This window comes from Roseibium litorale (assembly GCF_014842915.1).
In the GTDB taxonomy this organism is placed as follows: domain Bacteria; phylum Pseudomonadota; class Alphaproteobacteria; order Rhizobiales; family Stappiaceae; genus Roseibium; species Roseibium litorale.
The window spans coordinates 398,419-424,937 of the sequence record NZ_JACYXI010000001.1; the positions used below are offsets into that span (position 1 = coordinate 398,419).

General features: G+C 60.1%; 27 protein-coding genes. 18 read left to right on the top strand and 9 right to left on the bottom strand.

What is annotated here, in order from left to right; genetic code table 11:
- Positions 1-3,501 (bottom strand): indolepyruvate ferredoxin oxidoreductase family protein, encoded by a 3,501-nt coding sequence (locus IG616_RS02140; RefSeq protein ID WP_192145930.1) that lies wholly within the window; start codon positions 3,499-3,501, stop codon positions 1-3.
- A gap of 140 nt (positions 3,502-3,641) precedes the next feature.
- Here IG616_RS02140 and IG616_RS02145 point away from each other — a divergent pair, with 140 nt between their 5' ends.
- Complete coding sequence (locus IG616_RS02145; RefSeq protein WP_192146666.1) at positions 3,642-4,121, top strand: Lrp/AsnC family transcriptional regulator; 480 nt, start codon at positions 3,642-3,644, stop codon at positions 4,119-4,121.
- A gap of 16 nt (positions 4,122-4,137) precedes the next feature.
- On the opposite strand, the gene IG616_RS02150 is transcribed toward IG616_RS02145, so the two are convergent.
- Positions 4,138-5,391 carry an NAD(P)/FAD-dependent oxidoreductase gene (locus IG616_RS02150; RefSeq protein ID WP_192145932.1) on the bottom strand — a complete coding sequence of 418 codons (1,254 nt, stop codon included), beginning with the start codon at positions 5,389-5,391 and terminating at the stop codon, positions 4,138-4,140.
- A 170-nt stretch (positions 5,392-5,561) separates the two neighbouring features.
- Between IG616_RS02150 and IG616_RS02155 the strand changes: the two genes are divergently transcribed.
- The 6 genes from IG616_RS02155 (at position 5,562) to IG616_RS02180 (ending at position 11,252) form a co-directional block, all read left to right on the top strand.
- On the top strand, positions 5,562-6,494 hold the full coding sequence (locus IG616_RS02155) for a Na+-dependent transporter (RefSeq protein ID WP_209007229.1): 933 nt from the start codon (positions 5,562-5,564) through the stop codon (positions 6,492-6,494).
- A gap of 52 nt (positions 6,495-6,546) precedes the next feature.
- Positions 6,547-7,290, top strand: coding sequence for a DUF2259 domain-containing protein (locus IG616_RS02160; protein ID WP_192145936.1), 744 nt, complete (start codon positions 6,547-6,549; stop codon positions 7,288-7,290).
- 117 nt (positions 7,291-7,407) lie between these two features.
- A complete protein-coding gene (rpe, locus tag IG616_RS02165) occupies positions 7,408-8,079 on the top strand; it encodes a ribulose-phosphate 3-epimerase (protein ID WP_192145938.1) in 672 nt (223 codons plus the stop codon).
- Between the two features lie 462 nt (positions 8,080-8,541).
- Complete coding sequence (locus IG616_RS02170) at positions 8,542-9,060, top strand: hypothetical protein (protein WP_192145940.1); 519 nt, start codon at positions 8,542-8,544, stop codon at positions 9,058-9,060.
- 138 nt (positions 9,061-9,198) lie between these two features.
- On the top strand, positions 9,199-10,506 hold the full coding sequence (gene purB / locus IG616_RS02175; protein ID WP_192145942.1) for an adenylosuccinate lyase: 1,308 nt from the start codon (positions 9,199-9,201) through the stop codon (positions 10,504-10,506).
- Positions 10,507-10,511: 5 nt separating this feature from the next.
- On the top strand, positions 10,512-11,252 hold the full coding sequence (locus IG616_RS02180; protein ID WP_192145944.1) for a metallophosphoesterase family protein: 741 nt from the start codon (positions 10,512-10,514) through the stop codon (positions 11,250-11,252).
- A gap of 248 nt (positions 11,253-11,500) precedes the next feature.
- On the opposite strand, the gene IG616_RS02185 is transcribed toward IG616_RS02180, so the two are convergent.
- On the bottom strand, positions 11,501-13,153 hold the full coding sequence (locus IG616_RS02185; protein WP_192145946.1) for a tannase/feruloyl esterase family alpha/beta hydrolase: 1,653 nt from the start codon (positions 13,151-13,153) through the stop codon (positions 11,501-11,503).
- Positions 13,154-13,337: 184 nt separating this feature from the next.
- On the opposite strand from IG616_RS02185, the gene IG616_RS02190 reads away from it, so the two are divergent.
- Positions 13,338-13,859 carry a BA14K family protein gene (locus tag IG616_RS02190; RefSeq protein ID WP_246476066.1) on the top strand — a complete coding sequence of 174 codons (522 nt, stop codon included), beginning with the start codon at positions 13,338-13,340 and terminating at the stop codon, positions 13,857-13,859.
- 178 nt (positions 13,860-14,037) lie between these two features.
- Entirely contained in the window at positions 14,038-14,595 is a 558-nt protein-coding gene (locus IG616_RS02195) for an alpha/beta fold hydrolase (protein WP_192145948.1), read from the top strand.
- Between the two features lie 81 nt (positions 14,596-14,676).
- Here the strand turns inward: IG616_RS02195 and IG616_RS02200 are convergent, their stop codons facing one another.
- From IG616_RS02200 to IG616_RS02210, 3 genes are all read right to left on the bottom strand, one after another.
- On the bottom strand, positions 14,677-14,886 hold the full coding sequence (locus tag IG616_RS02200; protein ID WP_192145950.1) for a hypothetical protein: 210 nt from the start codon (positions 14,884-14,886) through the stop codon (positions 14,677-14,679).
- 134 nt (positions 14,887-15,020) lie between these two features.
- The gene (locus tag IG616_RS02205) at positions 15,021-15,782 is read right to left on the bottom strand and encodes an HpcH/HpaI aldolase family protein (RefSeq protein ID WP_192145952.1); all 762 of its coding nucleotides are present in this window, start codon (positions 15,780-15,782) and stop codon (positions 15,021-15,023) included.
- A gap of 190 nt (positions 15,783-15,972) precedes the next feature.
- A complete protein-coding gene (locus IG616_RS02210; protein WP_192145954.1) occupies positions 15,973-16,296 on the bottom strand; it encodes a DUF1476 domain-containing protein in 324 nt (107 codons plus the stop codon).
- 313 nt (positions 16,297-16,609) lie between these two features.
- Between IG616_RS02210 and purC the strand changes: the two genes are divergently transcribed.
- The 5 genes from purC (at position 16,610) to IG616_RS02235 (ending at position 18,984) form a co-directional block, all read left to right on the top strand.
- On the top strand, positions 16,610-17,407 hold the full coding sequence (gene purC, locus IG616_RS02215) for a phosphoribosylaminoimidazolesuccinocarboxamide synthase (RefSeq protein WP_073012155.1): 798 nt from the start codon (positions 16,610-16,612) through the stop codon (positions 17,405-17,407).
- A gap of 178 nt (positions 17,408-17,585) precedes the next feature.
- Complete coding sequence (purS, locus tag IG616_RS02220; RefSeq protein WP_192145956.1) at positions 17,586-17,825, top strand: phosphoribosylformylglycinamidine synthase subunit PurS; 240 nt, start codon at positions 17,586-17,588, stop codon at positions 17,823-17,825.
- Between the two features lie 15 nt (positions 17,826-17,840).
- On the top strand, positions 17,841-17,954 hold the full coding sequence (locus IG616_RS22905; protein WP_192145958.1) for a phosphoribosylformylglycinamidine synthase-associated small membrane protein: 114 nt from the start codon (positions 17,841-17,843) through the stop codon (positions 17,952-17,954).
- Positions 17,955-18,035: 81 nt separating this feature from the next.
- Entirely contained in the window at positions 18,036-18,704 is a 669-nt protein-coding gene (gene purQ / locus IG616_RS02230; RefSeq protein ID WP_192145960.1) for a phosphoribosylformylglycinamidine synthase subunit PurQ, read from the top strand.
- 25 nt (positions 18,705-18,729) lie between these two features.
- The gene (locus IG616_RS02235) at positions 18,730-18,984 is read left to right on the top strand and encodes a DUF2164 domain-containing protein (RefSeq protein ID WP_192145962.1); all 255 of its coding nucleotides are present in this window, start codon (positions 18,730-18,732) and stop codon (positions 18,982-18,984) included.
- 159 nt (positions 18,985-19,143) lie between these two features.
- Here the strand turns inward: IG616_RS02235 and IG616_RS02240 are convergent, their stop codons facing one another.
- On the bottom strand, positions 19,144-19,377 hold the full coding sequence (locus tag IG616_RS02240) for a DUF1127 domain-containing protein (RefSeq protein WP_246476067.1): 234 nt from the start codon (positions 19,375-19,377) through the stop codon (positions 19,144-19,146).
- 101 nt (positions 19,378-19,478) lie between these two features.
- On the opposite strand from IG616_RS02240, the gene IG616_RS02245 reads away from it, so the two are divergent.
- Positions 19,479-20,984: an aminotransferase-like domain-containing protein gene (locus IG616_RS02245; protein ID WP_192145964.1), complete on the top strand. Its 1,506-nt coding sequence runs from the start codon at positions 19,479-19,481 to the stop codon at positions 20,982-20,984.
- Between the two features lie 55 nt (positions 20,985-21,039).
- Here IG616_RS02245 and IG616_RS02250 read toward each other — a convergent pair whose 3' ends face one another.
- Positions 21,040-22,215 carry a hypothetical protein gene (locus IG616_RS02250; RefSeq protein ID WP_192145966.1) on the bottom strand — a complete coding sequence of 392 codons (1,176 nt, stop codon included), beginning with the start codon at positions 22,213-22,215 and terminating at the stop codon, positions 21,040-21,042.
- Between the two features lie 538 nt (positions 22,216-22,753).
- Here IG616_RS02250 and purL point away from each other — a divergent pair.
- The 3 genes from purL to grxD all read left to right on the top strand — a co-directional run bounded on the left by purL (position 22,754) and on the right by grxD (position 25,706).
- On the top strand, positions 22,754-24,952 hold the full coding sequence (gene purL, locus IG616_RS02255; protein ID WP_192146671.1) for a phosphoribosylformylglycinamidine synthase subunit PurL: 2,199 nt from the start codon (positions 22,754-22,756) through the stop codon (positions 24,950-24,952).
- A 61-nt stretch (positions 24,953-25,013) separates the two neighbouring features.
- Positions 25,014-25,247 carry a BolA family protein gene (locus IG616_RS02260; protein ID WP_192145968.1) on the top strand — a complete coding sequence of 78 codons (234 nt, stop codon included), beginning with the start codon at positions 25,014-25,016 and terminating at the stop codon, positions 25,245-25,247.
- 126 nt (positions 25,248-25,373) lie between these two features.
- On the top strand, positions 25,374-25,706 hold the full coding sequence (gene grxD / locus IG616_RS02265) for a Grx4 family monothiol glutaredoxin (RefSeq protein ID WP_192145970.1): 333 nt from the start codon (positions 25,374-25,376) through the stop codon (positions 25,704-25,706).
- Positions 25,707-25,793: 87 nt separating this feature from the next.
- Here the strand turns inward: grxD and IG616_RS02270 are convergent, their stop codons facing one another.
- Positions 25,794-26,309: a DUF3280 domain-containing protein gene (locus IG616_RS02270; protein WP_192145972.1), complete on the bottom strand. Its 516-nt coding sequence runs from the start codon at positions 26,307-26,309 to the stop codon at positions 25,794-25,796.
- Positions 26,310-26,519: the final 210 nt, after the last annotated feature.

Genomic DNA, 26,519 nt, shown 5'->3' on the forward strand with positions numbered 1-26,519 from the left:
TTATTCCGCAGCCTGAAGGTGCTCCGGTACTTGACCATCATTGCCAGCAGGCTTGCCCTCGAGTTGGCTGATGAGCTGAGCGCGCTTTTCTGCAGCCTTGGCAAGATTGGCCTCTTTCACCGGGCCGAAACCGCGGATCTGGTCAGGAACACGCGCGATCTCGACCATCAGGCCGTAATTGCTGGCCTTCATCTTTGAAAGGACCATTTCAAGATCGGCCCGGTAGCTCCGCACCAGGTCGCGCTCAGCCTTCCGCTCGGCCGTCCGGCCAAACGGATCGGCCCAAGTGCCGCGCAGACCCTTCATCCGGTTCAGCAGCTTGAAGGCGCTGAAGACCCAGGGACCGAAAGCGATCTTCTCCGGACGGCCCGTCTTGGCGTCCTTGTGATGGGCAATCAACGGCGGCGCCAGGTGCACCTTGATTTTCTTGGGGTCGGCAAAGCGCGCTCTGATCTTGGCCTTGAACTCCGGCGATGAATAGAGCCGGGCCACCTCGTACTCGTCCTTATAAGCCATCACCTTGTAGAGCATGCGGGCAGCCGTATCGGTCAGGCGCAGCGTCCCCGGGCCATGGGTCTCATCCGCAGCCCGGATCCGGCTGATCAGATCCTTGTAGGACCGGGCGTAGGACGCATTCCCCCAAGCTTCCAGCTCACGGGTGAAGGTTTCGATTTCGTCCTCCAGCGAAAGTTCAGGCGCTGCGTCCTTCGGCAGATGCGAAAGGATCGCCTCTGGATCGGCAGCCAGAACACGGCCAGCCCGGAACGCCTGAATGTTGGAGGCAACAGACGTGCCGTTGAGGGTCAGAGCCGCTTCGACACCGATCGCGGAAACCGGCAGGCTGCCAGCCTGATAGGCCATACCGATCAGGATCATGTTGGCATAGATGGCATCCCCCAGAAGCTTTTCCGCAATCCCGGCGGCATCTTGTGCCAAATACAGATGGCAGCCCTCGGACAGCGCCCGGCCCATCTTCTTTTCATCGAAGGACAGGGTCTGCTTCAGCACGAACTCGGCCGTCGGCGCGACACGGGTATTGGCAAAAGCAGCCGTCGTTTCCTTGTTGATCAGGCTCAGCTGCTCCGCGTTGGTCGCCACAACCATGTCGCTGGCGATCAGAATGTCGAGGCTGGCGGTCGGAACCCTTGGCCCCTCAATCGGGCGTGTGCCACCCGCAAAGCGCACGTGGGAGGTCACAGGACCGCCCTTTTGCGCCAATCCGGTCATGTCCAGGGTCGAGGCGTGATTGCCATCAATATGCGCGGCCATGGCAAGCACTGCGCTGACAGTGGTAACCCCCATACCGCCGATACCGGCGATCAGCATATTGCGGGTCTGCGCCAGGCTCGGCAGCTTCGGTTCGGAGAGCTGCGCCACCAGCGCATCCACATCAATCTCGGCCTTGTCCGCCTTACGCAGGGCCGCGCCCTCAATCTCCACGAAGGAGGGACAGAAGCCCTTCACACACGAAAAATCCTTGTTACAGCTCGACTGATTGATCTGCCGCTTTTCCCCGAACGGGGTTTGCAGAGGTTCAACCGACAGGCAGTTCGACTGGACGGAGCAATCCCCGCAGCCTTCGCAAACCCGGTCGTTGATGAAGAGCCTCTTGTCCGGATCCTGCATCAGGCCCCGCTTGCGGCGGCGGCGCTTCTCGGTGGCGCAGGTCTGATCGTAAATGATGACCGATACGCCCCGGTGCTCCATCAGCTCAGTCTGTATCCCCATCAGCTCATCGCGGTGGCGCACCTTCGTTCCGGAGGCCAGATCGCTCCAGCCGCCGTAGAGTTCCGGTGTCTCGCTCAGAACCTCGATCCTGCTCACCCCTTCGGCTTCCAGCTCCCGGGTCATCTGGGCAACGCTCATGGGACCATCAACGGGCTGCCCACCTGTCATTGCCACCGCATCATTGAACAGGACCTTGTAGGTAATCGATGCCTTGGCGGCGACGGCCTGGCGGATCGCCAGAATGCCGGAGTGATAGTAGGTGCCATCGCCAAGATTGGCGAAAACATGCTTGTCCCTGGCAAAGGGCTCCTGACCGATCCACAGAACACCTTCGCCCCCCATCTGGATCTGGCCGTCCGTGTTGCGCCCGGCCAATTCCACCATGGCGTGGCAGCCGATCCCCGGCATCGCGCGTCCGCCTTCAGGGATGACGGTGGAGGTGGAATGCGGGCAACCGGAACAGAAATACGGAATGCGCGCAGCACGCTCGGCATGGCCCTGAGCCCACATGACCTGACGGTTCATGCGCTCGGCAACTTCCCGCATCTCTGCGGTAACAGCTTCTTCCGGCAGCCAGCCAAGAAGGCCCTGCAGGATTTCCGCAATCGACATTTCCAGAACGTCGGACAGGAACGGCGCGCCGTTGGGGCGGCGCTTGCCCCAGATCTCGGGCCGGGCCTCCGGCGGCAGATGGTAGAAGATTTCCTTGATCTGCGGTTCCATGAAGGCCCGCTTGTGCTCGACAACCAGAAGACGGTCAGCCCCTCGGGCAAAGTCGATCAGCCCTTCCGGTTCCATCGGCCAGGTCATGGCCACCTTATAGACCGCAAGCCCGAGTTCCGCCGCACGGGTTTCTGTAATCCCGAGCAGTTCGAGCGCCTGACGCAGATCCCGGTAGGCCTTGCCGGTGGCGACGATGCCCAGCCGCACCCGGCGGCCCGACCCGAAACCGACCCGGTCCAGCCCGTTGGCCCGCACATAGGTCCGGGCAGCCGGAAGCCGCAAGTCTCTGAGCAGCCGCTCCGTCTCCAGCCGGTTGCCAAGAAGAAGGTCCCGGTTGATGGAATGGTCCTTGCGCGGGTCCCCAATCGGCGGGCGGATCATCGCCAGCCGCCGGTCATCCACATTGATGGTGGCGGAGGCATCCATGGTATCGGCGATACAAATCAGCGCGCTCCAGAGCCCGGCAAAGCGCGACATTTCGAGGCCATGCAGGCCGAAATCCAGTACATCCTGAATATCCGACGGATTGAGGACGGGCATTTCCGCGTGCTGGAAGAAAAATTCGCTCTGCCCCGGCAAAACGGAAGATTTTGCCAGATGGTCATCTCCGGCGAGAGCAAGCACTCCACCATTGCGGTCCGTACCGGAGGCATTGGCCTGTTTCAGCGCGTCCCCTGCACGGTCGACACCTGGTGCCTTGCCGTACCAGATGCCGAAAACCCCATCGAAATCGGAGCCTTTGCCGTGGCCTCTGAGCTTCTGGCTACCCCAAACGGCGGTTGCGCCCAGTTCTTCGTTGACGCCCGGCTGAAAGTGAACATCAAAAGGGGAAAGGTGCCGCTTGGCACGCTGAAGCTCGGTGTCATAGCCGCCGAGCGGAGATCCACGGTAACCGGAAATGAAGCCTCCCGTCTTCAATCCGGCAAGCCGGTCGCGCCGCGCCTGATCCAGCGGAAGGCGGACCAGAGCCTGAATGCCAGTCAGATAGACCTGCCCCCGCGTTGCGGTATATTTGTCATCCAATGTGACCCTGGGCACTGCGACGTTCATTCAACTCTCCTCCTCAACGCGCCGGACCGCTGACTCAGCGGTGGAGCTACAACGTCAATATCATCCTTTTCGGCAGCAATTTCTGTGCTATCGTGACCGCCATCCAATCGATTTGCGCAGAGTTTTTCCCCAATATCGCCATGAACGAAAAATATCTCCTCGACCCATCAGACATTCGCGTCCTGCGCGTCCTGCAAAAGGATGCATCCCTGTCCATCGCGGAGATCGCCAAAGAGGCAGGGATGAGCCAAACCCCGTGCTGGAGGCGAATCAAGAAGCTCAAGGAGCAAGGCATTATTCGTCAGATCACGGCGATAATCGACCGCGAATCCGTTGGCCTGGGCTTCGTCGCCTATTCCTTCGTCAAGCTTACGCTGCCGAGCCGGGAGAACATGGAGATCTTCGACCGGCTGATCCATTCCTGGCCAGAGGTTGTCACCTGCGAACGGATAACGGGCGCTGTTGACTATCTAATTAAGGTCGTCACGGATGACATCAAGACCTACGACAACTTCCTGCGGTTGAAGCTGCTCGACAACACTCTTGTCTCTGACGTGCAGTCGCGCATTGTCGTGAACACGGTCAAGGACACGGTTGCCCTGCCGCTCCGGGAAAACTGAGACAGTCCTCTCCTGCTTACTTCCAGTTCACGAACCGGAGAGGAGAAAAGGGCAGCGTGTCGATAAAGGTCTGTCCGGTGGTGATCAGGTCCGCCATGACACGTCCGCAAACCGGACCGAAGGTGAAGCCCGAGTTACCGTGCCCGAAATTGTACCAGATGCCGGGGAATCCGGCTGAAGCTCCCAGAACCGGGAGTGAATCCGGCAGATAAGGCCTGCTGCCCATCCACGGCTCAGCGGGCACAGGCTGGCCCAGCGCAAAAATATCCGCCGCCCTGCGCGAAGCGCTGGCGAGCTGCACGGGATTGGGCGGCGCATCACGCCAGGCGATCTCGGTTCCGGTGGTCAGCCGGATGCCGCGCTCAACCGGGCTCAGCACATAGCCATGATCCATGTCCATGACCGGCCGGGACAGGGACGCTCCGGAACTTGGCCGGAACTGAAGATGGTAGCCACGGCTGACGGCCAGAGGAAACTTCTCGCCGAGCCTTGCCGCAAAGTCCCCGGACCATGGGCCCAGCGCCACGACGACCGCCGGAGCGCTGACATCCTTCCGCATCGCAGGCATCCACCAGGCATTGCGCCTGCGTGTCAGCCGCATTGCGTCGCCATTCAGAAACAGCCCGCCCTGCTGGATGAAATAGCGCCACAGGGCATCCGTCACTGCCGCGGGATTGGAAACGCTCTCGCTCTCCGGCCAATAGACCCCGGTCAACCCCTCGGGCCGCAGCCCCGGCTCGACAGCCGCAAGTTCTGACGCGTCACACTCCTGATAGTCGATGCCATAGATCCGTGCGAAATGCCGCTCGCGCTCTCCTGTCGAAAAGCTTTGCCGGGAGCGGTAGATCTGCAGCCAGCCGTTCTTGCGGTAGAACCGGTCGGCATTCGCCTTCGGGGCAAGCGCATGGTGCTCGGCGATCGCTGCGGCCCGCAAGGGTGAGATCGCCCGCGCATAGGCAAGCGCACCTTGTGGTCCGCTGTGTCTCACATAGGACCGCAACCAGGGCAGCAGCTTGATCAGGGTTCTGAGGTCGTAAGTCAGTGCCGTGGACTGCTTCAGGGCAATGTCCAGAAGAATAGCCGGATCGGATGGAACAGGGTCCGGGCAGAAACCATTGCGCGCAATGATGCCGGCAGGCCCCATGGAGGTCTCTTCGCCAGGCTGGCGCCGGTCGATCAGCGCCACCTCCAACCCGCGCAGGCGAAGGTGCACAGCCGTCGAAACGCCGATGATACCGGCGCCCAGGACAATGACATCGACCTGCTGCAAATCTGCCCCTTGCGAAAATTCCGTTTCTGCTCTTAGCGCACATACGGATTAGACTCCAAGACGCGAAACACATTATTAAGATTGAGGATCTTTCGTTTCGCAGCTCCAACGGCCTTTTCATGCACCTTTATGGACTATCAGCCCTTGCCTGGCTTGGCAGGCGTGGAACCATGGCCCTGCCCATCAGCGTCCTGGCCGGGATCGGGCTGCCGTTCCTGTCCGCCTATGCCCGCCCCTATCTCACGGAAAGCGTGTTTCTGCTGCTGGTGCTGGCCTTTCTGCGGGTCGACCCGGATGCCGTGCGCCTGCGCCTGTCGCGGCCCAAGCTGACCCTTCTTGCCAGTCTGTGGATGGCTTTGGGCGTGCCTCTTCTGTGCACCGGCGTCATCGCGCTATGCCAGCCGGAGTGGATGACGGGCGACCTCGCGATGATCCTCTTCATCGTGACCGCAGCGCCCTGCGTGATGTCCGCCCCGGCCTTCATCTATCTGATGGGACTGGACGGGGCGCTCAGTCTGACCGTTCTGATGACCGCGACAGCCCTGGTGCCCCTGACCGCTCCGCTGATGGCAGAGGTTCAGGCTTCTGTCCTGCCGGCCGGAACCGGCCTTCACCTTGACGGGCCGGCACTTGCCCTGCGGCTTGCGGTGCTTCTCGGCGGCTCTCTGCTGGCAGCAGCGGCCATCCGCAAATTTGCAGGAAAGGCGGCCATTGCCGAAGCCAAGTCCTCGATAGACGGGCTGAATGTTCTGATCCTGCTGTTCTTCGCGATCGCCGCCATGGACGGTGTTGCCGCAAGCTTCGCTGACCGGCCTCTTTTTACCACCGGCCTCACGCTGCTCACCTTCGCCGCCGCCTTTCTGCAGATCCTCGTCACAATGCTGCTCTTCGCGCCCGCCGGGACCGCCGATGCCTTTGCAATTGCCCATGCGACGGGGAACCGGAACATGGGCCTGATGGTCGCGGCTCTCGGTGGAACCCTGCCGGAGCTTGTCTGGCTCTGGTTCGCCCTTGGCCAGTTACCCATTTACATGATGCCGGTTCTGCTAAAGCCCTTTGCCCGGCACCTTTCCCCCCATCCTGTCAGCCGCATCACACATTAGCGCCTCAGGCTGAGGCATAGTGGCGGCACAATCATGGATTGGGAGTGATGCCATGCCCCGTATGCCCCTTGCAGCCCTCGCCCTTTTGACCGGCCTCGGCAGTGCTTTGCCCGCAGCCGCGGGAGACTTCGCCAGACTGGATGTTCTCGGCTTTTCCGCTGACGGCAGCCGCTTTGCCTTCGAGCAATATGGCATCGAGGATGGCTCCGGCTTCCCCTATTCGGAAATCTTCGTTTTCGATGTGCCAAACGACAGCTGGGTTAAACCCTCACCCTTCCGCAAGCGCGACGATACGGATGGCGACAGGCCGGATATGGAAGCAAGCCTGTCTGCCGTCCGCGAAGAGCTGCGCGCTGAGGCCGCTGCAACGCTCTCTTCAAGCGCCATCGCAGGACGCGGGATAATGGCAGGCAGCAATCCGGTGACGGAGCTGGATGCCGATCCGCACCAGATGACCGTCAATCCGCGCCTGGTGGTCCCGCCCATCGATCAACCGGTGGCCATTTCCCTTGAGGAATTTCCTCTCCCTTCGGGTCAATGCGCCAGCTATGGCGCGGACACGAAGGGCTTCCGCCTGACGATCAGCTCCGGCGGGAATACCCGTATCCTGAATGACGACAAGAGCCTGCCCTCAAGCCGTGGCTGCCCGCTGACCTACCGGATCGACCGCGTCTACACGCATTATCCGGAGGGGAGCGGCGCACCCGTTTTTGCCGTTCTCGTGCAGATGCAAACCCTCGGCTTTGAGGGGCCGAACGGCCGCTATCTGGCGATAACCGGCACTCTCAATAATTAAACCAATTTAGACGCAGCGCTCCATCTTGCCGCAAGGAGCAGCGCATGATAGCGCCCCTTGGAAACATGCCGGACACCCTGCGCGTCCGGCAGCCCCCCGATGCCTTGGGAGCCAGCCATGAGCCGTGACATACTGATTGCCCCTTCTATCCTCGCCTCCGACTTCTCCAAGCTTGGCCAGGAAGTGCGCGACGTGGTGAGCGCCGGGGCCGACTGGATCCATCTGGACGTGATGGACGGGCATTTCGTGCCGAACATCACCTTCGGTCCGGACGTCATCGCCAAGCTGCGCCCTCATACGGACAAGGTCTTCGACACCCATCTGATGATCGCCCCTTGCGATCCCTATCTGGAAGCCTTCGCCAAGGCCGGGTCGGACATCATCACCGTCCACGCGGAAGCCGGGCCTCATCTGGACCGCTCGCTTCAGGCCATCCGGAACCTTGGCAAGAAGGCTGGCGTCTCCTTGAACCCGTCCACGCCGGAAAGCGTCCTTGAATATGTGCTCGACCGGCTGGACCTCATTCTGGTGATGACAGTGAACCCGGGTTTCGGTGGCCAGAAGTTCATCGAAGCCATGGTCGAAAAGACTAAGCGTATTCGCAAGATGATCGGCGATCGTCCCATCGATCTGGAGATCGACGGCGGCGTGACACCGGAAACGGCTCCGCTGGTCGCAGCCGCAGGCGCCAATGTGCTGGTGGCAGGTTCTGCGGTCTTCAAGGGCGGCTCGGTGGAAAGCTACGCGGCCAACATCACCGCGATCAGAGAAGCAGCGGAAATGGCGTGAAGGAACATCCAGTTCCCGGGCGTGATGACAAACCTAAATCTTCAGGTTTTTCTCGCAGCGCCGTCCCGGCCTTGAGCCGGGACCTGTGAAAGAAAACCATTTCTTTCGATAGAATAAATGGACGAGAGATCCCGGATCTCCGCTTCGCTGCGTCCGGGAAAGCGCGGAGGCCGGGTTCGTCAGCAGTCTGAAGAACGTCCAGTTCCCTTGAAGCCTTGTGCCCCAAAACAGCGGCGAGGCTGAGATTGATGACAAACCCATCAATTCGTCATCCCGCACGCAGCGAAGATGCGGGACCGGTGAGCCGAGGTCTCTCGGAACTCAACCGTTTGACGTCAAAAGTCTTTTGGCTCTCCGGTCCCGGCTCGCGCTGCGCTTGGCCGGGATGACAATCGAGAGGTTTATACCTTTGTCAGCAGGCTGGGCGAAGCTTTTTCAATCTTTTCATGCTAGGGCTGCGCCATGACTGATGCTGCCCGCACCCGCCACAGACCACCTGCCCGCAAGGCGCGCCCGGTACACCCCATGTCTCCGCTCCTCTTTGCGGTTCTCTGGTGCATTCTGATCACCGGGCTTGCCGGCTTTCAGCTCTGGCGCTCCGGTGATGCCCTCAGCGAGCGCAGCCTGGCGGTTATCCTGATCTTTGCCGCCGGAAGCTTTGCGGGAGCGCTCTTCGCCCGGGCCTTTTGCGCTCTGTGCGGCCTGTTCCGGACGCAGCCCAGCGCCCGCTTTGCCGCCATGCTCATCGGCCTGTCCACAGGAACCGTAGGCCTGAGTGCCCTTCTGCATTACCTGCAGTACCAGAGCTACTATTCCCAGTGGCATTCGTCTCCCTTCAGCCGGGACGGCCTGAGTGAGATCATCATGACTGGGGCGAGTTCGGGATATATTTTCCTGGTGGAAGCCACCCCTCTTCTCCTCCCTTGGGGGCTGATCCTGCTTCTCGGCGCTGCCTGGGACTACGCGGTTTCCACCCGGTAAGCGCTTTTCCGAAACCGGCCAGCTCCTTCAGATCACGTTTTGACGCCTCAAAGCAGCGAAATGACCGGGCTTTGCATTGAGCCTTGGCCCGGTTCCTGCTAGACCGCGCGCAACATTCCCTGATGAAAAGGACACGCGATGATCCCGCGCTATTCCCGCAAAGAGATGGTCGATATCTGGTCGCCGGAAACCAAGTTCCGTATCTGGTTCGAGATTGAGGCGCACGCCTGCGACGCCATGGCCGATCTCGGCGTGATCCCGCGTGAGAATGCACAGGCGGTCTGGAAGGCCAAGGACGTGGAATTCGATGTCGCCCGCATCGACGAGATCGAAGCCGTCACCAAGCACGACGTCATTGCCTTCCTGACCCACCTTGCCGAGCATGTAGGCAGCGACGAAGCCCGCTTCGTCCATCAGGGCATGACCTCTTCGGATGTGCTCGACACCTGCCTGAACGTGCAGCTGGTGCGCGCCGCGGACATCCTGCTCAAGGACATGGACAACCTTCTCGCGGCGCTGAAGAAGCGCGCCATGGAGCACAAGGACACGGTTCGTGTTGGCCGCAGCCACGGCATCCATGCCGAACCGACCACCATGGGCCTGACCTTCGCGCGCTTCTACGCCGAGATGGACCGCAACAAGGCCCGCCTCATCCAGGCCCGCGAAGAAATCGCCACTGGCGCTATCTCCGGCGCGGTCGGCACCTTCGCCAACATCGACCCGCGCGTGGAAGAGCATGTCTGCAAGCAGCTCGGCCTGCGTCCTGAGCCGATCTCGACCCAGGTGATCCCCCGCGACCGCCACGCCATGTTCTTCGCCGTTCTCGGCGTCATTGCCTCCTCGATCGAGAATGTCGCGATCGAAATCCGCCACATGCAGCGCACGGAAGTGCTGGAAGGTGCCGAGTTCTTCTCCATGGGCCAGAAGGGCTCTTCAGCCATGCCCCACAAGAAGAACCCGGTTCTGACCGAAAACCTGACCGGCCTTGCCCGTCTGGTGCGCATGACCGTGATCCCGGCTATGGAAAACGTGGCGCTCTGGCACGAACGTGACATTTCCCACTCGTCCGTTGAGCGCGGCATCGGCCCCGACGCCACCGTAACGCTGGACTTTGCCCTGAACCGCCTGACCGGCGTCATCGACAAGATGCTGATTTTCCCGGAAAACATGCTGGAGAACATGAACAAGTTCCCCGGTCTGGTCATGTCCCAGCGGGTGCTCCTGGCCCTGACCCAGGCTGGCGTGTCGCGTGAAGATGCCTACGCCATGGTCCAGCGCAATGCCCTGAAGGTCTGGGAAGAGCGACTCGACTTCCAGGAACTGCTGCTTGCCGACAAGGACGTGGTCGCAGCCCTGGGCGAAGCCGCCATCAAGGAAAAATTCGACATGGGCTATCACACCAAGCATGTCGACACGATCTTCAAGCGGGTTTTTGGGGAAAGCTGACGCGCATGAAACTCGCAATCGTCGCGGATATCCATGGCAACGTTCTGGCGCTGGAGGCGGTTCTGGCGGATCTTGAGCGCGAGGCGCCTGATGCTGTGGTGAACCTTGGCGATTGCGTCTCCGGTCCGCTCTGGCCGGAGGAAACGGCAAGCCTCCTCAGGGATCTTGGCTGGCCCACCGTCCGCGGCAATCACGACCGGGTGGTCGCAAGTGGAAATGTTCCCGCCACAAACCGCACCGACAGCTTCACCTGCGAAAGGCTATCACCTGAGAGCCTCTCCTGGATATCGGCGCTCGAGCCTGTCATTCAGCTCACTGACGAGATCCTGCTTTGCCATGGAACGCCGGACAGCGATCTGGCCCATCTGACCGAAACCATTTCCGGTGGACGGCTGACCCTGGCCCGGGAAGATGTTATCGCAGACCGGCTGAAGGGTGTCTCCGCGCCATTGGTTTGTGCCGGGCACACGCATATTCCGCGGCTCGTCACTCTTGCGGGAAAGCGCCAGACCGTCCTCAATCCGGGCAGCGCCGGGCTTCCGGGCTATCATGACGACACGCCTGTGCCTCATGTCTCCGAGGCAGGAACGCCGCACGCCCGCTATGCGATCGCTGAAAGGCTGGCTGAAGGCTGGCGCTTCGATCTTCGCGCGGTCACCTATGACTGGGACAGAGCTGCGGCGGAGGCTTTGAAGAATGGCCGCCCCGACTGGGCAAAACCTCTGGCGACAGGGTTTTGCAGCTAGACAAGTCTCGAATAGAAACGCGGGCTTGTTAATGCCCGCGAGGTTGATGACAGACCCAAGTCTCCAGGATTCCTCTCCGTGCTGTCCCGGCCTTGAGCCGGGACCCGCCTGAAAACCGTATTTCTTTCAATAGAATAGATAGACGATAGATCCCGGATCTTCGCTTCGCTACGTCCGGGAAAGCGCGGTGGTGGGGTTTGTCAGAAGTCTGGCGGGCAGCTCACCGCCCGCTTGGTTGGATCAAACCATCACTGGCAGACGAACCGGTTCTCACCCGTCCCCTCACCGCCCGTGTAGGTGGTGATCTGCGGATAGGGGCAATAGAGAAACCGGGTGCCACGCAAGGCCTCGCCTTCCTTGTTTCCCTCTGTCACGCCAGCAGGGACGGCCTCCGGCGCCTCGCCTTTTTCAACCCAGGCGACCAGCTTCGAAAAGAAATCATAGTCATCGTAGGAAGGCCCGCCCGCTCCATGGGTCATACCCGGAATGCGGTAAAGACGGACAAATTCTGACGCCTTACCGCCGTTGTTCGCATCCAGCTTCTTGTACCAGTTGACCGTATCGAGCACGGAAAACACCGGATCAGCATTCCCGTGGAAGACCAGCATCTTATGCCCGGCCTTGTTGAAAGCCTCCAGCTTCGGGTCGTCCGAGCCGGGAGGCGTCATGAACTCCATGGCGGACTGATCAAATTCTCCGGAGGCGGCAAAGATCTTCGGCGCATCCTTGTCAAAGTCGAAACCCAGCAGGAAAGCCTCAAGTTCTTCTGGTGAACCACCAACCTTCGTGGGAGGTGTGGTGAAAATCTGCGCCAGGGAACCGGCGCCCATCACGTCGATGATCGGCTTTTTGCCCCAGGGCGGAACCGTGCTTTCCAGTTTCCAGAAACGCCAGTTGCCGCCGCCCATCCCCGGATCCCAGCCCCAGGCGCTGTACAGCTGCTCGCCCTTGGCATTCTTTGGTCCGCTGTGGCTGGCTTTCAATGCTGCAAGCTGCGCCTCGCTCAGACAGCCTTCAGCCTGCCCGGCCTTGCATTGCAGTTCCTCGAGCTTGAAGCTCTGCTCACATTTGTCCTGATCGGCAACCACACCGTCCTCAAGGCCATCCAGCCCGTCGCAGGCTTTCAGGATACCTTGTGCCACAAGCGCCATGTCGTCAGGAGAAAAGGCCTTGGCAATATCCTCGTTGACAGACGCCCAGGATTGAACGTCCAGAGCATGCTGAATGGCTGCCTTGGGCAGATTGAAACCCGGATAACCGACCAGAAGCCCGTCGAACGCCTCCGGCATCCGGCTGGCTGCCACCATGCCATGACGTCCGCCGTTGGAGCCGCCAACGCCGTAACTGAAGGCGATGGGCTTGCCGTAATAGCGCTCCACCAGCTCCACGGCGAGCGGGTTCAATGTGGCAACTGTCTGGTAGCCGTAGGCCTGCCGGGCTTGCGGATCAAAACCAAAAGCCGCTCCGCCCGCCAGTCCCCTCTCCGGATTGGCCTCGCCATCATGCCCTGCATCACTGGACACCACCGCATAGCCGCGCGACAGAGCCGTGTCCGCCTTGTTGCCGGAGAGAAGCGGACCAACCGCCGGTTTCACGGCGCCATCATTGCCGCCGTTGAACTGATGCACGAAACGGCCATTCCACTGAGAAGGCAGACGCAACTCAAACCGGATCGCATAATCTTTGCCGCCAGCGCCTTTGCGGGCTCCCGTGAAGCCGCGGACAAGGCAGTGTTCAACCGGGATTTTCGCGTCTGGCGCAAGAACCTCCGCTTCAGTGACTGTCATCGCAGCCGGATGCTCTGCGCTGTCCAGAAGGTCCTGGCATCCCGCAGCATGGGCAACGCCCGGTGAAGCAAGCACCGCCAGGACGGCGGCCCCGCTCAGTTTCCTCAGATCCATGATGTTCCTCCGCATGCCCGGAAACCGTGAGCCTCCTCTGCTCTCCGGCCCGTAGCGTGAGAGTAACAAAATTAGTTTCCATGGCAACAGTTATACTGTGAAGTATTTTGTTTCCATCCCCTCAATGAACAGGGAACCAATGTCCCTCCGGCCCGTTTCCTCTGTGCAGAACGGAGACACGACAATGTTCAAGCAGAAAAACAAAACAGCAATTGGAAGCGCTCTGATCGCTCTTTGCATGACCGCTTCCTTTGCCATTCCCGCAAGTGCCGCACCTGAGCGGATTTTGCTCCCGACACTTGCGGAATCAGCAGGTCCCAAGCCGGTGCTGGTGGACCATCGCCGGAGTCATCACCGCCCGAACGGTCATCGCGGCTACTATCGTCAGAACGGCCATCACTATTACAATGGCCATCGAGGATACCGTGAACGCCGCCGCGGATACCAGGAATATAATGGCTGGTGGTTCCCGTCGGCAGCATTCGCACTCGGCGCCGTGATTGACTCCCAGGCAGTGACGCCGCAGCAGGCTCTGCCGCCCAAGCAGTATCGCGAGATGCAGCGCGAAATGGCCCCGCGGGGACGCGGCCTTGGTCCCGACCACTACCGCTGGTGTTCTAACCGCTACCGGTCCTATGACCCGCGCAGCAACACGTTCCAGCCCTATCACGGCCCGCGCCAGCAGTGCCGCTCACCCTACTTTTGAGCGTAACTTGCCATTAAGGTCCGCGCGGCTAACGTGAAACGGAGCTGAAGACCTTCCAGCGGCTAAAAAAGGAGACCGGCACCCCGCCCGGTCTCCTTTTTCATTTGAGCCGCATTTGACATTCGCAGGAGGCTTTGCGATCAGGCTTGGACAGCCAAAGCAAGCAAGGCAAACCCAAGTGAAAATTTCCGAAGCTGAAATCGTGCTCCTGACAGGCTATGGCGACACCGCCAAGGGCCATTGGATGTTCCGCTGGCAGGAGAAAATGGCCAATGCGTCGGTTCTGGAGCTGAAAAACAAGTTCCATCCCGAGCTGAAGGTCTGGCGTGAGACGCTGGTTGCCCGGGTGGAAGCCTCCACAAAACCCGTGGTTCTGGTCGGGCACTCACTCGGCTGCATTCTTATCGCGCACTCCATCCATCAGCTGCCCAAGGACAAGGTGCGCGGTGCGTTTCTTGTCGCCCCGTCGGATTGGGACAGAGAAAATCTCGTACCGGGATTTGACGGTGGCGCATTCAAGCCCATCCCCCGTGCACCTTTCCCGTTCAAGGCCCATCTCGTTGCGAGCCGAAACGATCCCTATTGCGACTATGTGGTCGCGGAGGGGTTCGCAAAGGCTTGGGGCGCGGGCTTTCAGGATGCAGGCGAAGCCGGACACATCAATGCAGAAAGCGGCCACGGTCCCTGGCCAGAGGGCATGATGTCCTTTGCGCTTTTCATGAAACGGCTTGGGTAAATGGATCCTTGCGGACGGTCTGACGGATCGTCCGCAAAGCTGCAACTCCGCGTCATACGCTCGGTTTTCCCAGCAGCTGTTTCAAACCGGCCGGGAGCGCGCCATACAGCTGATCCGTTTGCCGATCATAAGGCTCGCCGGCACAGCCAAAAGGGCACCGGCAATGGCACATCCGGCCAGAAGCAACGGATTGAAGCTGTTCAACCCGTAAATGCTCAAAGGGATCAGCGCCCCGATCCCGGCCAGGGTCGGACCGATGATGATGAAGAAAATTGCCGCTAGCTTCCACATGGACTGGCTCCGTTGATCCGCATAATGCGATCTCCGGCTGAATGTCCGTCCTGATGCCCCCTCTCCAGCACCATCAGTCAACCTGATGACGCTGGAAGTTTCACATATACGAAAGCTTGATCCCTTGCGGCAGATCAAACCCGGGAGGATTTAAGCGCCGCCTGAGATGCCTCCATCAGCAAGAAGGCATCTGATCCGAAGGCCATCAGGCTGTAGCCCATGCCGATCGCCTCCTGCACCTTGCCAGGCTCAAGGCAGAAGATACCCGCCACCTTTCCTGCAGCAAGCGTCCGGCGCGCGATATCTGTCGCGGCCTTCTGTGTCCGTTCGCCCCCCGGATCCAGCGACAGCCCCTGGCTGAGGGTCAGGGAAAGATCACTGGGGCCGACGAAGACACCGTCGATGCCGGGAACTGAAAGAATGTCCTCAAGAGCCGCAATCGCTTCCGGCGTCTCGATCATAGCCAGAGACAGCAAGCTATCATTGGCGCCCGCCAGATAGTCGGATGATGTCTTGCCCGCCAGCATGGCGGCCCGGTGAGGCCCCCAGCTTCGCGCGCCCACCGGCGGAAACTTCATGGCTGCCGCAAAGGCCTCTGCATCGGCCCGGTTGTTGATCATCGGAGCAATGACGGCCTCCGCCCCGACGTCCAGAACCCGGCTTGCCATGGCATTGCCGCCAACAGGAATGCGTACGATGCGATGGGCTCCAGCCAATGTCAGGGACGCCATCCCTTCCCGGACCGACGCCATGTCATGCTGGCCATGCTGCATGTCGAGTGTGACAGCCTCGTAGCCGCCCCTGGCCAGGAGTTCGGCCACAATCGGAACCGCCAGTCCGGACCACGCCGTCACAATCTTATCTCCACTGCGAAGCCTTTGCGCCAATGATGTCATGAGAACCTCCTCCCGGTTTCATGATCATCAGAGCGGGGGAGAGACGCGAAAACAAGGCCGGTCAGGTGGAGAACGGTTCCCCCGTGAGTTGTCTGATGAGCTCGAACAAACCCGCCCAATAAAAAACCCCCGCAGCATGGCGGGGGCTTCCGCTTCCGGATAAGCCGGAAGGCACTCTTGCAGAGGGCAATCAGCCCTGGGTCTGGATCTGCTCGACAGCCGTATGCATCAGCTCGTCCATGGTGCGGCGGATCTGATGGTCGGACTGTTCCACGCTGGCGGCATCGAAATCAGCGCGGATCTTGCGGAAGACATCTTCCTCACCCGGCTCTTCGAAATCGGCGCGGACAACGCCCTTGGCGTATTCTTCAGCCTTTTCGCCTTCCAGGCCCAGCTTTTCGGCAGCCCACAGGCCAAGCAGCTTGTTGCGGCGCGCGGTTGCCTTGAACCTCAGCTCCTCGTCATGCGCGAACTTGCCTTCAAAACTGTCTTCGCGCTTGTCGAATGTGCTCATTCTGGTGTCTCCTGAACTGCGGACAGACCTTGATCTCCCCTGCATATGGGGTGTGTTCGGGCTTTTCAATATCTCCCGCGGTCCCTCAAATCAACGCGAGAAACATCGTATTCCCGAAAAGCATAAGGCAAAGTCTGTTCCCGCCGCAATTATGATGCAGCGCATCATTGTGCTTTTGTGCTGCTTCGGGTAAGTTCCGCGCCGCTGACGCGGGGCTGATGTTCCTGATCCCAAGCATGGGAAAGCGGAAGACACAGCCCGGCAAACGGCGATCCGGGGGGACCAACGACGCCGAAGGAAGAACCCCGGACGAATGGATTTTCTCAAACCTACACGGTATGTGCCAATGAATCGCCGCCGCCGCATTTACGAGGGCAAGGCCAAGATCCTCTATGAGGGCCCCGAGCCAGGAACGCTGATCCAGCATTTCAAGGATGACGCCACCGCCTTCAATGCCAAGAAACACGCGATCATCGATGGCAAGGGTGTTCTGAACAACCGTATCTCGGAGTTCATCTTCAACCATCTGAACGCGATGGGCATTCCGACGCATTTCATCCGCCGGATGAACATGCGCGAACAGCTGATCCGTGAAGTCGAGATCATTCCGCTGGAAGTCGTCGTGCGCAATGTTGCCGCCGGCTCCATCGCGACCCGTCTCGGCATCGAGGAAGGCACGCAGCTTCCCCGGTCGATCATCGAGTTCTATTACAAGAACGACGAGCTGAACGACCCGATGGTTGCCGAAGAGCATATCACCGCTTTCGGCTGGGCCACCCCGCAGGAACTCGACGACGTCATGGCGCTTGCCATCCGCGTCAACGACTTCCTCTCCGGCCTGTTCCTGGGTGTTGGCATCCGCCTCGTCGATTTCAAGATCGAATGCGGCCGCCTGTTCGAGGGCGATATGATGCGCATCGTCGTTGCGGACGAGATTTCCCCGGACAGCTGCCGTCTGTGGGACATCAACACCAACGAGAAGATGGACAAGGACCGCTTCCGCCGTGACATGGGCGGAATGCTGGAAGCCTATCAGGAAGTCGCCAAGCGCCTTGGCATCCTGAACGAGAACGAGCGCCCCGCCAACACGGGCCCGACGCTGGTTCAGTAAGGCTTTTGAATTGCGAATGGAAACAAGCCCCGGCCAGATCCTCTGGCCGGGGTTTTGCTTTGGGGCTTTCCTTTGCAGCCCTGGCTTTTCTGGCACGGCCCCTTTCGCATTGAGCCAAGCTGGTGTAATCAGCGCGCAACAATTCCCGAACCGGACATTCCGCGGAGTAAAGGCAACCATGAAGGCACGTGTGATCGTCACCCTGAAGAACGGCGTTCTGGACCCCCAGGGCAAGGCCATTGAAGGCGCCCTTGGCGGCCTCGGCTTCGGCGATATCGGCTCCGTCCGTCAGGGCAAGGTCTTCGACGTCGAGCTGACCGGCACCGACAAGGAAGCCGCCAAGGCGGAACTGGCCCAGATGTGCGAAAAGCTTCTGGCCAACACCGTGATCGAAAACTACGCCATCGAAATCGGCTGACCGGAGCTGCCGCGCATGGCGCTGGATGAGGACAGCAGGAAAGCCCTCCGCTTCATGGCCATCAAGGCCGCGCTGTTCATCCTCCTTCCCGCAACCTGCGCCGCCCTTGCAGTCGTTTTCCTGCTCTGACACTTTGTTTTCCTGCATGTTCCGTAACCCAAGGCTGTTTCAGCCCGGTCCGGACAGGCTCCAAACGCCGGGACTAGCCCCATGAAAACCGCCGTCATCGTTTTCCCTGGTTCGAATCGCGACCGCGACATGTTCCACGCGCTGGAGCTGATCACCGGCACCCGCCCGGCAAGTGTCTGGCATACGGAGACAAGCCTGCCGGACGTTGATCTCGTCGTCGTTCCGGGAGGTTTCTCCTATGGCGACTACCTGCGCTCCGGTGCCATTGCTGCCCGCTCGCCGATCCTCAAGGAGCTGATCAAGAAGGCTGATGAGGGCGTCAAGGTTCTTGGCGTTTGCAACGGCTTCCAGATCCTGACTGAAGCAGGCCTGCTGCCAGGCGCCTTGATGCGCAACGCCGGTCTCAAATTCGTCTGCCGCGAAGTGCAGATGGAAACGGTCAACAACGCCACCAGCTTCTCGAGCGCCTTCCAGAAGGGTCAGGTCTGGCGCTGCCCGATCGCGCATCATGACGGCAACTACTTTGCCGATGCGGACACCCTGAAGGCGATTGAAGACAACGGCCAGGTCGTATTCCGCTATGCGAACGGCACCAATCCGAATGGGTCGATCAATGACATCGCCGGCGTGACCAACGCCAAGGGCAATGTGCTTGGCATGATGCCGCATCCCGAAAACCTGATCGAGGAACTGAATGGCGGCACGGACGGCCGTCTGCTGTTCGAAAGCCTGCTCGCACAGGCTGCCTGAGGGCGGAAATCAGGAGACAGGCCTCATGTCCGATCTTGAGCTCAGCCGGGATGAACGTGAGGCCTTGACCCGTCAGATCCAGAAAATACTCGCTGACGAACTGGATCAGGACGTCGGAAACATGGAAGCAGCTGTCATCCTGGATGCCGTTGCCGAGGCGCTTGGCGCCGCTTTCTACAACAAAGGCTTGAAGGACGCCGGTGCGCTGTTCGCGCGCCGGGCGGACGACATTGCCGATGAGCTCTATGCTCTCGAAAAGCCAGTCGGCACGCGCGGCTGAAATCTTTTTGGCTTGAAACAGGCTTAAAGCCCTTCCCCTTTAAAAAGCCGGGCGGGAAAGGCTGCTTTCCCGCCCGGCTCACCCTGAGGGCCCGGCGGGGCACCGGCAACCAGGACAAACTCTTCCCGAAATCTATATTTTCCACCTGATGTGGCCGAATTAGGAACGGTGATTGTGGTCCCAGAATGCTCTGGCCGCTTCCTTGCGCACATCACTGCGGGTCAATCCCAGATCTTCGAGAGCATGATCCGGCATCCCTTCCAGCTGCCTGCGGCTTCTATGCACGAGCCGCCAGATCCGGATGCGTTCCAGAACGAGCCGCACGATTGATCTGCCAGCCTCCAGACGATCCCTTGGCTCCACGCTCACGATGTTCATGTCAGACAAACGCATATTGCACCTATTATTGATACATTAAGAGGAACATTTCGGCCCTGATTTGATGATATGTATCGTTTGACTCTTTTCTGAGTGCAATATATAGAATTGTGACCATGACAAATTGGCTTCCAGAACTCCCCGCCGGCAAAGGCCCAATGTATGCGCGTCTGGCCCACCAGATTGCCGAGGACATCATGACCGGCACATTGCCGTCAGGCGCAAAGCTGCCGCCTCAGCGGGACCTCGCCTACGACCTGGGCGTAACGGTTGGCACGGTGGGCCGCGCCTATGCCATCGTCCGTGAGCGCGGGCTGGTCAGCGGAGAAGTCGGGCGGGGCACTTTCGTTCTGGGAAGCGCCCCTGCCCAGGAGAACGGCCAAGCCGCGTTTCCGGAACAGGCCTCCGAGACAGCTTCCCAACCACGGCGCAATGTCTTCACCCCCGCAGTCGCCTGGACCGAGGCCGCCATGACAGCGCCGGATCCCGGCTTCGGCAGCACAAGGGCCGCAGTTCCCCCGGCTGACGCGATGCGCCTGGACAGCACCTCTGCCCCGGAGGTTGGCCAAGCGGAAATCATTGGCTTGATCCTGTCGGATATTACCCGCGAGTCCCCCCACGAGATTGCGAGCTACACAAGGTCCGTGTCCGACGACTGGCGGGAAGCAGGAAGACGCTGGTTGTCGCGGAGCAACTGGTCCCCGGATGCAAACACCATTGTCCCCGCCAACGGTGCCCAGGCCGCCATCATGGCCATCCTGGCAGCAACCACCTCACCGGGCGACCGGGTCGCCTTCGAGGAGCTGACCTACAGCTCGATCGCCCGCGGCGCGGCTCTGTCCGGCCGTCAGCCTGTCACCGTTGCCCGCGACGAACAAGGTCCGGTCCCGGAAGATCTGGAACGGGTCTGCTCCCAGAAACATCCTCGCGTGCTCTTCGTCATGCCGACGATTCACAATCCAACTTTGAGCACAATGGGCGAGGCCCGCCGCAAAGACATTGTCACCATCGCCCGGCAGCACAATCTGTGGCTGGTGGAAGACGAGGTCTATGGGTCCTTGCGGAATACGGATCTCACTCCGGTAGCCGCCCTGGCACCGGAGCGGACATTTCACGTCGGCTCCCTGTCAAAGTCGGTGACCGCCGGGGTCCGCGGTGGCTGGGTAAGTGCACCAACCTCTCATGCGCAGAGGATTTATACCGCCCACAAGATGCTGTCGGGCGGCATCGCCTATCTGCTGGCGGAACTCTCTTCGCGGCTGATCCTGAGCGGGGCTGCAGCCACTTTGCGGGCGCGGATCCTTGACGAGATCACCGCCCGCCACGCCATCGCATGTGCCTGCCTTGATGGACATGATTTCATCTCCGCCCCCGACACTCCTTTCCTTTGGCTGAAACTGCCCGAGCCCTGGATGTCAAGCACGTTCAAGGCCGCAGCGAATTCTGCCGGTGTCCTGATTGACGATGAAGACGAGTTCAAGACCGGGCGCAGCGGCAAGGTTTATCATCGCGTGCGCATCGGTTTCAGCAACCCCAGGAACCGGGAAGAAACCCGGCAAGGCCTGACTGTCCTGCGCCAGCTTCTGGACAATCCGGCGACAGGCTACGACAGCTTCGAATGACCTGCAGCAGCCCCAAGCGGGCTGCTGCAAATCCTCTGACAGGCCTGACTGGCGTCTAGCCGATGACGTCTGCTGCCACGTCCAGACTGTTCTTGGCGTATTCCATCAGGGTATCGAGGTTTTTCTTCTTCTTGGTCATCTCGACCAGGCACTGGTTGCGCAACATATTGCGCATGGTCTCCAGCAACTCGCGATAGTCACCATGATCCTTGAGCAACTCATCGATCTGACTGATCTTCTTGCCGAGTTCTTCCAGGTTCTTCTCGGCCAGATCCCGCTTCGCGCTCTTGGGAGCCTCTTTCAGATCCTTAAGGCATGTCTTGACTGAGGCTTCAAACGTCCGTTTTTGAGCGAAAAGTGCATCGCGCTGGGTATCGATTGCCTCCAGCCCCCTCAACGCTTTCTTCAAGGCCTGATCCGCCTCCAGAACCCTCTTCTGGAAATAGTCGACACTGTCGTCATATTTCTTCCAGTAGCCGAAATAGACGTCCCTCACCTTCTTGAAGACATCATAGGATTTCGCCAGAAGATAGGCGCCAGCTGCAATGAGCCCGGCGGTGCTGACAGCTGCAGCCCCTGCCGGGGTCGCCAGGGCAATGACGCCGATGACGACAACGGCAAAGATGATCGCGGCATTGATCAGATTGGTTCGAACCGCGCTCATCTTCATCAGGTCTTTCTTGATGAGCTTCTTCTTGGCCGCAAGCTTGAGCGCCAGCTCATAGCTTTCCGAGGCAGCCTCCTTCAGCGCCCTCTCGATGCGATTGACATACCGTGCATGGATAAGCTGGGAGATGTTCTCGCGGTAGGAGTTGATCTTGCGAAGCTTTTCATCGACCTCTGCCTGCGCCAAGCCGCCTGCGATTTCCTCCAGCAACGCCCGGAGCGAGGATTTCACATTGACATCGATCTTCTCGATATAGCCCTCGATCTCGGTGACCACGTCTTTCAGCCGTTTGTTCACCAGCGCCTCGAAGGCATTCATGGTCTTTTCCTGCACGAAGGCTGCAATCTTAGCCCCCAAGCCCATCTGCTCGAGCAGTTCCAGGTCGTGCTTGCTGACAAAGGCCAGCTCAAGCGCCTCTTCAGTGAGCTTGTTCCTTTCCACCTTGCGGCTGATCTTGACCTCAAATCCGGTCCTGGTGGCCTTCATCTCCACCCATTTGGGCGGCTGCTTGAACTTGAAGGTTTCCGCGTAGAGGTAATCCTGGGCTGTCATCTGCTGCGGCATGGTCTTAATCCCGGTCTGTCGTCCATCTGGCAGAGAGGAAGACAGCGTCCATCAGGGCCCGACTTACCCGCCTCACCGCATGAGCGACAGGAAATGCCCCTCACGCAGCTAGGTGCCCGGGCAGCACTTCACGGTTCTCGAAAATGGAAATTTCATAAATATTTCATAATCAAAGCCGGTTTGAACAGGCTTCATTTTCATTTGAAAACAACGAGGGCGAGCACATGGCGCGTGCGCGTGGAGAGGACGGGCGGCGCGGCATGCAAACATCCAATCTGATCGACGGATTTACCCCAAGGTCTTTTCCGGCTCAGTCAGCAAGCGGGAGAAACTTCGTCACGGCCCCACTTCCGGCGGAATGCCCTGATGTGGTCAGGGGGCCAGAAATTTATCTAATTTACCCCACGGCATAGGCCACGAACTTTGCCACCAAAAATCAGCTAGCAAAGAGGTTTCTTGGTCTCCCATTTCCTGCGGTGATCTGATAAACCGGCGCCAAATAGCCCAAGGCGCGCGCGCCGCAATGATCCGGACCGACATGATCCCCAACGACATCAAGATCACGCCCGACCTTATCGCATCGCACGGCCTGAAGCCGGACGAGTACGAGCGCATCCTAAAGCTCATCGGCCGTGAGCCGACCTTTACCGAGCTCGGCATCTTCTCGGCCATGTGGAACGAGCATTGTTCTTACAAGTCCTCGAAGAAGTGGCTGAAGACCCTGCCGACCAAGGGGCCGCGGGTTCTGGTCGGACCGGGCGAGAACGCCGGCGTTGTCGATATCGGGGATGGCCAGACCGTCGTCTTCAAGATGGAAAGCCACAACCACCCGTCCTACATCGAGCCCTACCAGGGCGCGGCCACTGGCGTTGGCGGCATTCTGCGCGACGTCTTCACCATGGGCGCCCGCCCGGTGGCCGCCATGAACGCCCTGCGTTTCGGTGAGCCGAACCATCCGCGCACCCGCCATCTGGTCTCCGGCGTCGTCTCTGGCGTTGGCGGCTATGGCAACTCCTTCGGCGTTCCGACCGTCGGCGGCGAAGTCGAGTTCCACTCCAGCTACAATGGCAACTGCCTTGTGAACGCGTTCGCGGCCGGTCTTGCCGATGCGGACAAGATCTTCCTGTCCGAAGCCAAGGGCGTTGGCCTGCCGGTCGTCTATCTTGGTGCCAAGACCGGCCGTGACGGTGTTGGCGGGGCCACCATGGCGTCCGCCGAATTCGACGACACGATCGAAGAAAAGCGCCCGACGGTTCAGGTCGGTGACCCCTTCACCGAGAAGTGCCTGCTGGAAGCCTGCCTGGAGCTGATGAAGACCGGTGCGGTCATCGCGATCCAGGACATGGGCGCCGCCGGCCTCACCTGCTCTGCCGTCGAAATGGGCGCCAAGGGCGACCTCGGCATCGAGCTGGATCTGAACAAGGTGCCGGTGCGCGAAGAAAACATGAGCGCCTATGAAATGATGCTCTCCGAGAGCCAGGAGCGCATGCTCATGGTCCTCAGCCCGGAAAAGGAAGCCGAGGCGGAAGCCATCTTCAAGAAGTGGGGCCTGGACTTCGCGATCGTCGGCGTCACCACGGACACCCTGCGCTTCGTCGTCAAGCACAATGGCGACGTTGTTGCCGATCTGCCGATCAAGGAACTGGGCGACGAGGCTCCCGAGTATGACCGTCCCTGGATCGAGAGCCCGAAGCGTCCGGTGATTGCAGCTGCCGATGTGGCAGAACCTGCCGATTACGCCCAGACCCTGCTCAAGCTGGTGGGTGGCGCAAATGGCTCTTCCCGCCGCTGGGTCTATGAGCAGTATGACACGCTCATCCAGGGCAATACGGCCGCGGCCCCTGGCGGTGATGCCGGCGTCATCCGTGTGGATGGCACCCGCAAGGGCCTGACCTTCTCAGTGGACGTGAACCCGCGTTACTGCGTTGCCGACCCGTTCGAAGGCGGCAAGCAGGCTGTTGCGGAAGTTTGGCGCAACCTGACTGCCGTCGGCTCCGAGCCGCTGGCTGCCACCGACAACCTGAACTTCGGCAACCCGGAAAAGCCGGAAATCATGGGCCAGCTCGTCGGTTGCATCAAGGGCATCGGCGAGGCCTGCAGCGCCCTCGACTTCCCGATCGTTTCCGGCAACGTCTCGCTCTACAACGAGACCCATGGTGAAGCCATTCTGCCGACCCCAGCCATTGGTGGCGTCGGCCTGCTGCCGGATGTCTCCGTGCGCGCCACCTCGTCCTTCAAGGCGGCTGGCGATGCCATTGTTGTGATCGGCGGACTGGGCACACACCTTGGCGCTTCCCAGTATATGGCCGAGATCCTCGGCCGCGAGGAAGGCGCCCCGCCCCCTGTCGATCTCAACGCCGAAAAGCGCCGCGGTCTTCTGGTCCGCCAGTTCATCGGCGCAGGCCGCGTGACCAGCGTTCATGACGTTTCCTCGGGCGGCCTCGGCGTTGCCCTGGCTGAGATGGCCATGGCTGGCGGCATCGGCGCAACGGTGAAGCTGGAAGGTCCGGCCCATGCGGCCCTCTTCGGCGAAGACCAGGGCCGCTACGTCATTGCTGTTGCGGAAGACAAGCTGGAAGCCCTTCTGGAAGATGCCATTGACGCAGGCGTCGAGGCGCGCCAGATCGGCACCACAGGCGGAACGGAATTGAATGTGGAGGGCACACTCACCATATCCGTTGCAAAGCTGAAGGAAGCGCACGAGAATTGGTTCCCGGCCTATATGGCGGGCGCCTGATCAGGCCCCGCCGGAGAGACCGGCAAAACTGCGAAATTCTGAGGAAGAGGACAGCACCAACATGCCAATGGACGCCAATAAGATCGAGGCCCTCATCAAAGCCGCATTGCCGGATGCGAAGGTCGAGATCCGGGATCTGGCCGGTGACGGAGACCATTACGCCGCCAATGTCGTGTCCGAATCCTTCCGCGGCATCAGCCGCGTGCAACAGCATCAGCTTGTTTATCAGGCCCTGAAGGGCAACATGGGCGGCGAATTGCACGCCCTGGCTCTTCAAACCAAGGCCCCGGATTGACCTTGACGGCCTCAGATCCGGTAAGGGCTGAAGCTGACGGCGGATCGGACTGACATCAACCTCTCTCCCCTTGGCACCGGCTGAAGCGCATGTGCCGGCAAGGGTCAGGACAAAGGAGCGAAGATCATGAGCATCCAGGACTGGATCAAGAACGAAGTCGAAACCAACGACGTGGTGCTGTTCATGAAGGGCACCCCGAACTTCCCCCAGTGCGGGTTCTCCGGGCAGGTCGTTCAGATCCTCGACTACGTCGGCGCGCCCTATAAGGGCATCAACGTTCTCGAAGACGATGAACTGCGCAACGGCATCAAGGAATTCACCAACTGGCCGACCATTCCCCAGCTCTACGTCAAGGGCGAGTTTGTCGGCGGTTGCGACATCATCCGCGAGATGTTCCAGAACCAGGAACTTCAGTCGCTGATGACCGAGAAGGGTATCGAGGTCAAGCAGAGCGCCTGATTGGCTGCACACTGCAAACCTTGAAACAAGGGCGGCTCATACGGGCCGCCCTTTTCTTTTGCCCTGTGAACCTAGTTTGCGTTGGGCCTAGTTTGCGTCCGGTTTTTGCGCCGCGTCCGCCAGAAGCCGGTGGTCCACCAGCCATTTCAGGCCGCGTTTCCACGCCTCATCCGTGTTGCCGCGGATATCCGTCTGATAGAGCCGGACAATCTCACCGGTCGACGCATCCCGCTCCCGCAGAATAATGGTCTGAACCAGAACGGACAGTTTCTGAACCGCTCCCGTGATCGAGGCAGGCGCCCCCACTTTCCGCGCAAGCTTTTCCTCGCAGTGATTGCAAGTAAAGACATCGCCATAGCGGGAAACTTCCTCTCCGAGCGGAGTTGTATCAACCAGCTCGAACTCACCGCTCTCCGCCAGAAGCTCCCTGAGATAGCCGTTCAGCATTCCGATACGCCGGTGTTCGGCTTCGTTCTTGGCACCGAACTCTACTTCCTGGCTAAAGTTGATGAAGCTCATGTCGAAGACAGCAACCTCTCTGGCCTGTCCGGACACAGGGAACAACAACGCCAGAACCAGCGGCAGACACATACGATACAGCATGACAACCCGCCTCCCAACGGCCTTCATCCCGTTAGGCTAACGTAAGATCTGAGGAAACCGCAACGTTAATTAGGCAAAATTTGCCGACCGGTGCTTGCGAATCGTCTAGTCTGAACCTCAGGTGAATGCCGGATTCAGGGTCAGTACAGTCGCGTACCGCCATTCTCCATCCTGCCAACCGGAGCAAAGCTCCGCAGCAAGGGGATCGGG

Excerpts from the sequence above, each read along its gene's own strand:
- grxD (WP_192145970.1), top strand. The coding sequence starts at position 25,374 with ATGAGCATCCAGGACTGGATCAAGAACGAAGTCGAAACCAACGACGTG.
- IG616_RS02210 (WP_192145954.1), bottom strand. The coding sequence starts at position 16,296 with ATGAGCACATTCGACAAGCGCGAAGACAGTTTTGAAGGCAAGTTCGCG.
- purC (WP_073012155.1), top strand. The coding sequence starts at position 16,610 with ATGGATTTTCTCAAACCTACACGGTATGTGCCAATGAATCGCCGCCGC.
- IG616_RS02260 (WP_192145968.1), top strand. The coding sequence starts at position 25,014 with ATGCCAATGGACGCCAATAAGATCGAGGCCCTCATCAAAGCCGCATTG.
- purS (WP_192145956.1), top strand. The coding sequence starts at position 17,586 with ATGAAGGCACGTGTGATCGTCACCCTGAAGAACGGCGTTCTGGACCCC.
- IG616_RS02145 (WP_192146666.1), top strand. The coding sequence starts at position 3,642 with ATGAACGAAAAATATCTCCTCGACCCATCAGACATTCGCGTCCTGCGC.
- IG616_RS02270 (WP_192145972.1), bottom strand. The coding sequence starts at position 26,309 with ATGCTGTATCGTATGTGTCTGCCGCTGGTTCTGGCGTTGTTGTTCCCT.
- rpe (WP_192145938.1), top strand. The coding sequence starts at position 7,408 with ATGAGCCGTGACATACTGATTGCCCCTTCTATCCTCGCCTCCGACTTC.
- purQ (WP_192145960.1), top strand. The coding sequence starts at position 18,036 with ATGAAAACCGCCGTCATCGTTTTCCCTGGTTCGAATCGCGACCGCGAC.
- IG616_RS02200 (WP_192145950.1), bottom strand. The coding sequence starts at position 14,886 with ATGTGGAAGCTAGCGGCAATTTTCTTCATCATCATCGGTCCGACCCTG.
- IG616_RS02245 (WP_192145964.1), top strand. The coding sequence starts at position 19,479 with ATGACAAATTGGCTTCCAGAACTCCCCGCCGGCAAAGGCCCAATGTAT.
- IG616_RS02180 (WP_192145944.1), top strand. The coding sequence starts at position 10,512 with ATGAAACTCGCAATCGTCGCGGATATCCATGGCAACGTTCTGGCGCTG.
- IG616_RS02240 (WP_246476067.1), bottom strand. The coding sequence starts at position 19,377 with ATGCGTTTGTCTGACATGAACATCGTGAGCGTGGAGCCAAGGGATCGT.
- IG616_RS02205 (WP_192145952.1), bottom strand. The coding sequence starts at position 15,782 with ATGACATCATTGGCGCAAAGGCTTCGCAGTGGAGATAAGATTGTGACG.
- IG616_RS22905 (WP_192145958.1), top strand. The coding sequence starts at position 17,841 with ATGGCGCTGGATGAGGACAGCAGGAAAGCCCTCCGCTTCATGGCCATC.
- IG616_RS02155 (WP_209007229.1), top strand. The coding sequence starts at position 5,562 with ATGGCCCTGCCCATCAGCGTCCTGGCCGGGATCGGGCTGCCGTTCCTG.
- purB (WP_192145942.1), top strand. The coding sequence starts at position 9,199 with ATGATCCCGCGCTATTCCCGCAAAGAGATGGTCGATATCTGGTCGCCG.
- IG616_RS02140 (WP_192145930.1), bottom strand. The coding sequence starts at position 3,501 with ATGAACGTCGCAGTGCCCAGGGTCACATTGGATGACAAATATACCGCA.
- IG616_RS02250 (WP_192145966.1), bottom strand. The coding sequence starts at position 22,215 with ATGCCGCAGCAGATGACAGCCCAGGATTACCTCTACGCGGAAACCTTC.
- IG616_RS02170 (WP_192145940.1), top strand. The coding sequence starts at position 8,542 with ATGACTGATGCTGCCCGCACCCGCCACAGACCACCTGCCCGCAAGGCG.
- IG616_RS02185 (WP_192145946.1), bottom strand. The coding sequence starts at position 13,153 with ATGGATCTGAGGAAACTGAGCGGGGCCGCCGTCCTGGCGGTGCTTGCT.
- IG616_RS02190 (WP_246476066.1), top strand. The coding sequence starts at position 13,338 with ATGTTCAAGCAGAAAAACAAAACAGCAATTGGAAGCGCTCTGATCGCT.
- IG616_RS02235 (WP_192145962.1), top strand. The coding sequence starts at position 18,730 with ATGTCCGATCTTGAGCTCAGCCGGGATGAACGTGAGGCCTTGACCCGT.
- purL (WP_192146671.1), top strand. The coding sequence starts at position 22,754 with ATGATCCCCAACGACATCAAGATCACGCCCGACCTTATCGCATCGCAC.
- IG616_RS02160 (WP_192145936.1), top strand. The coding sequence starts at position 6,547 with ATGCCCCGTATGCCCCTTGCAGCCCTCGCCCTTTTGACCGGCCTCGGC.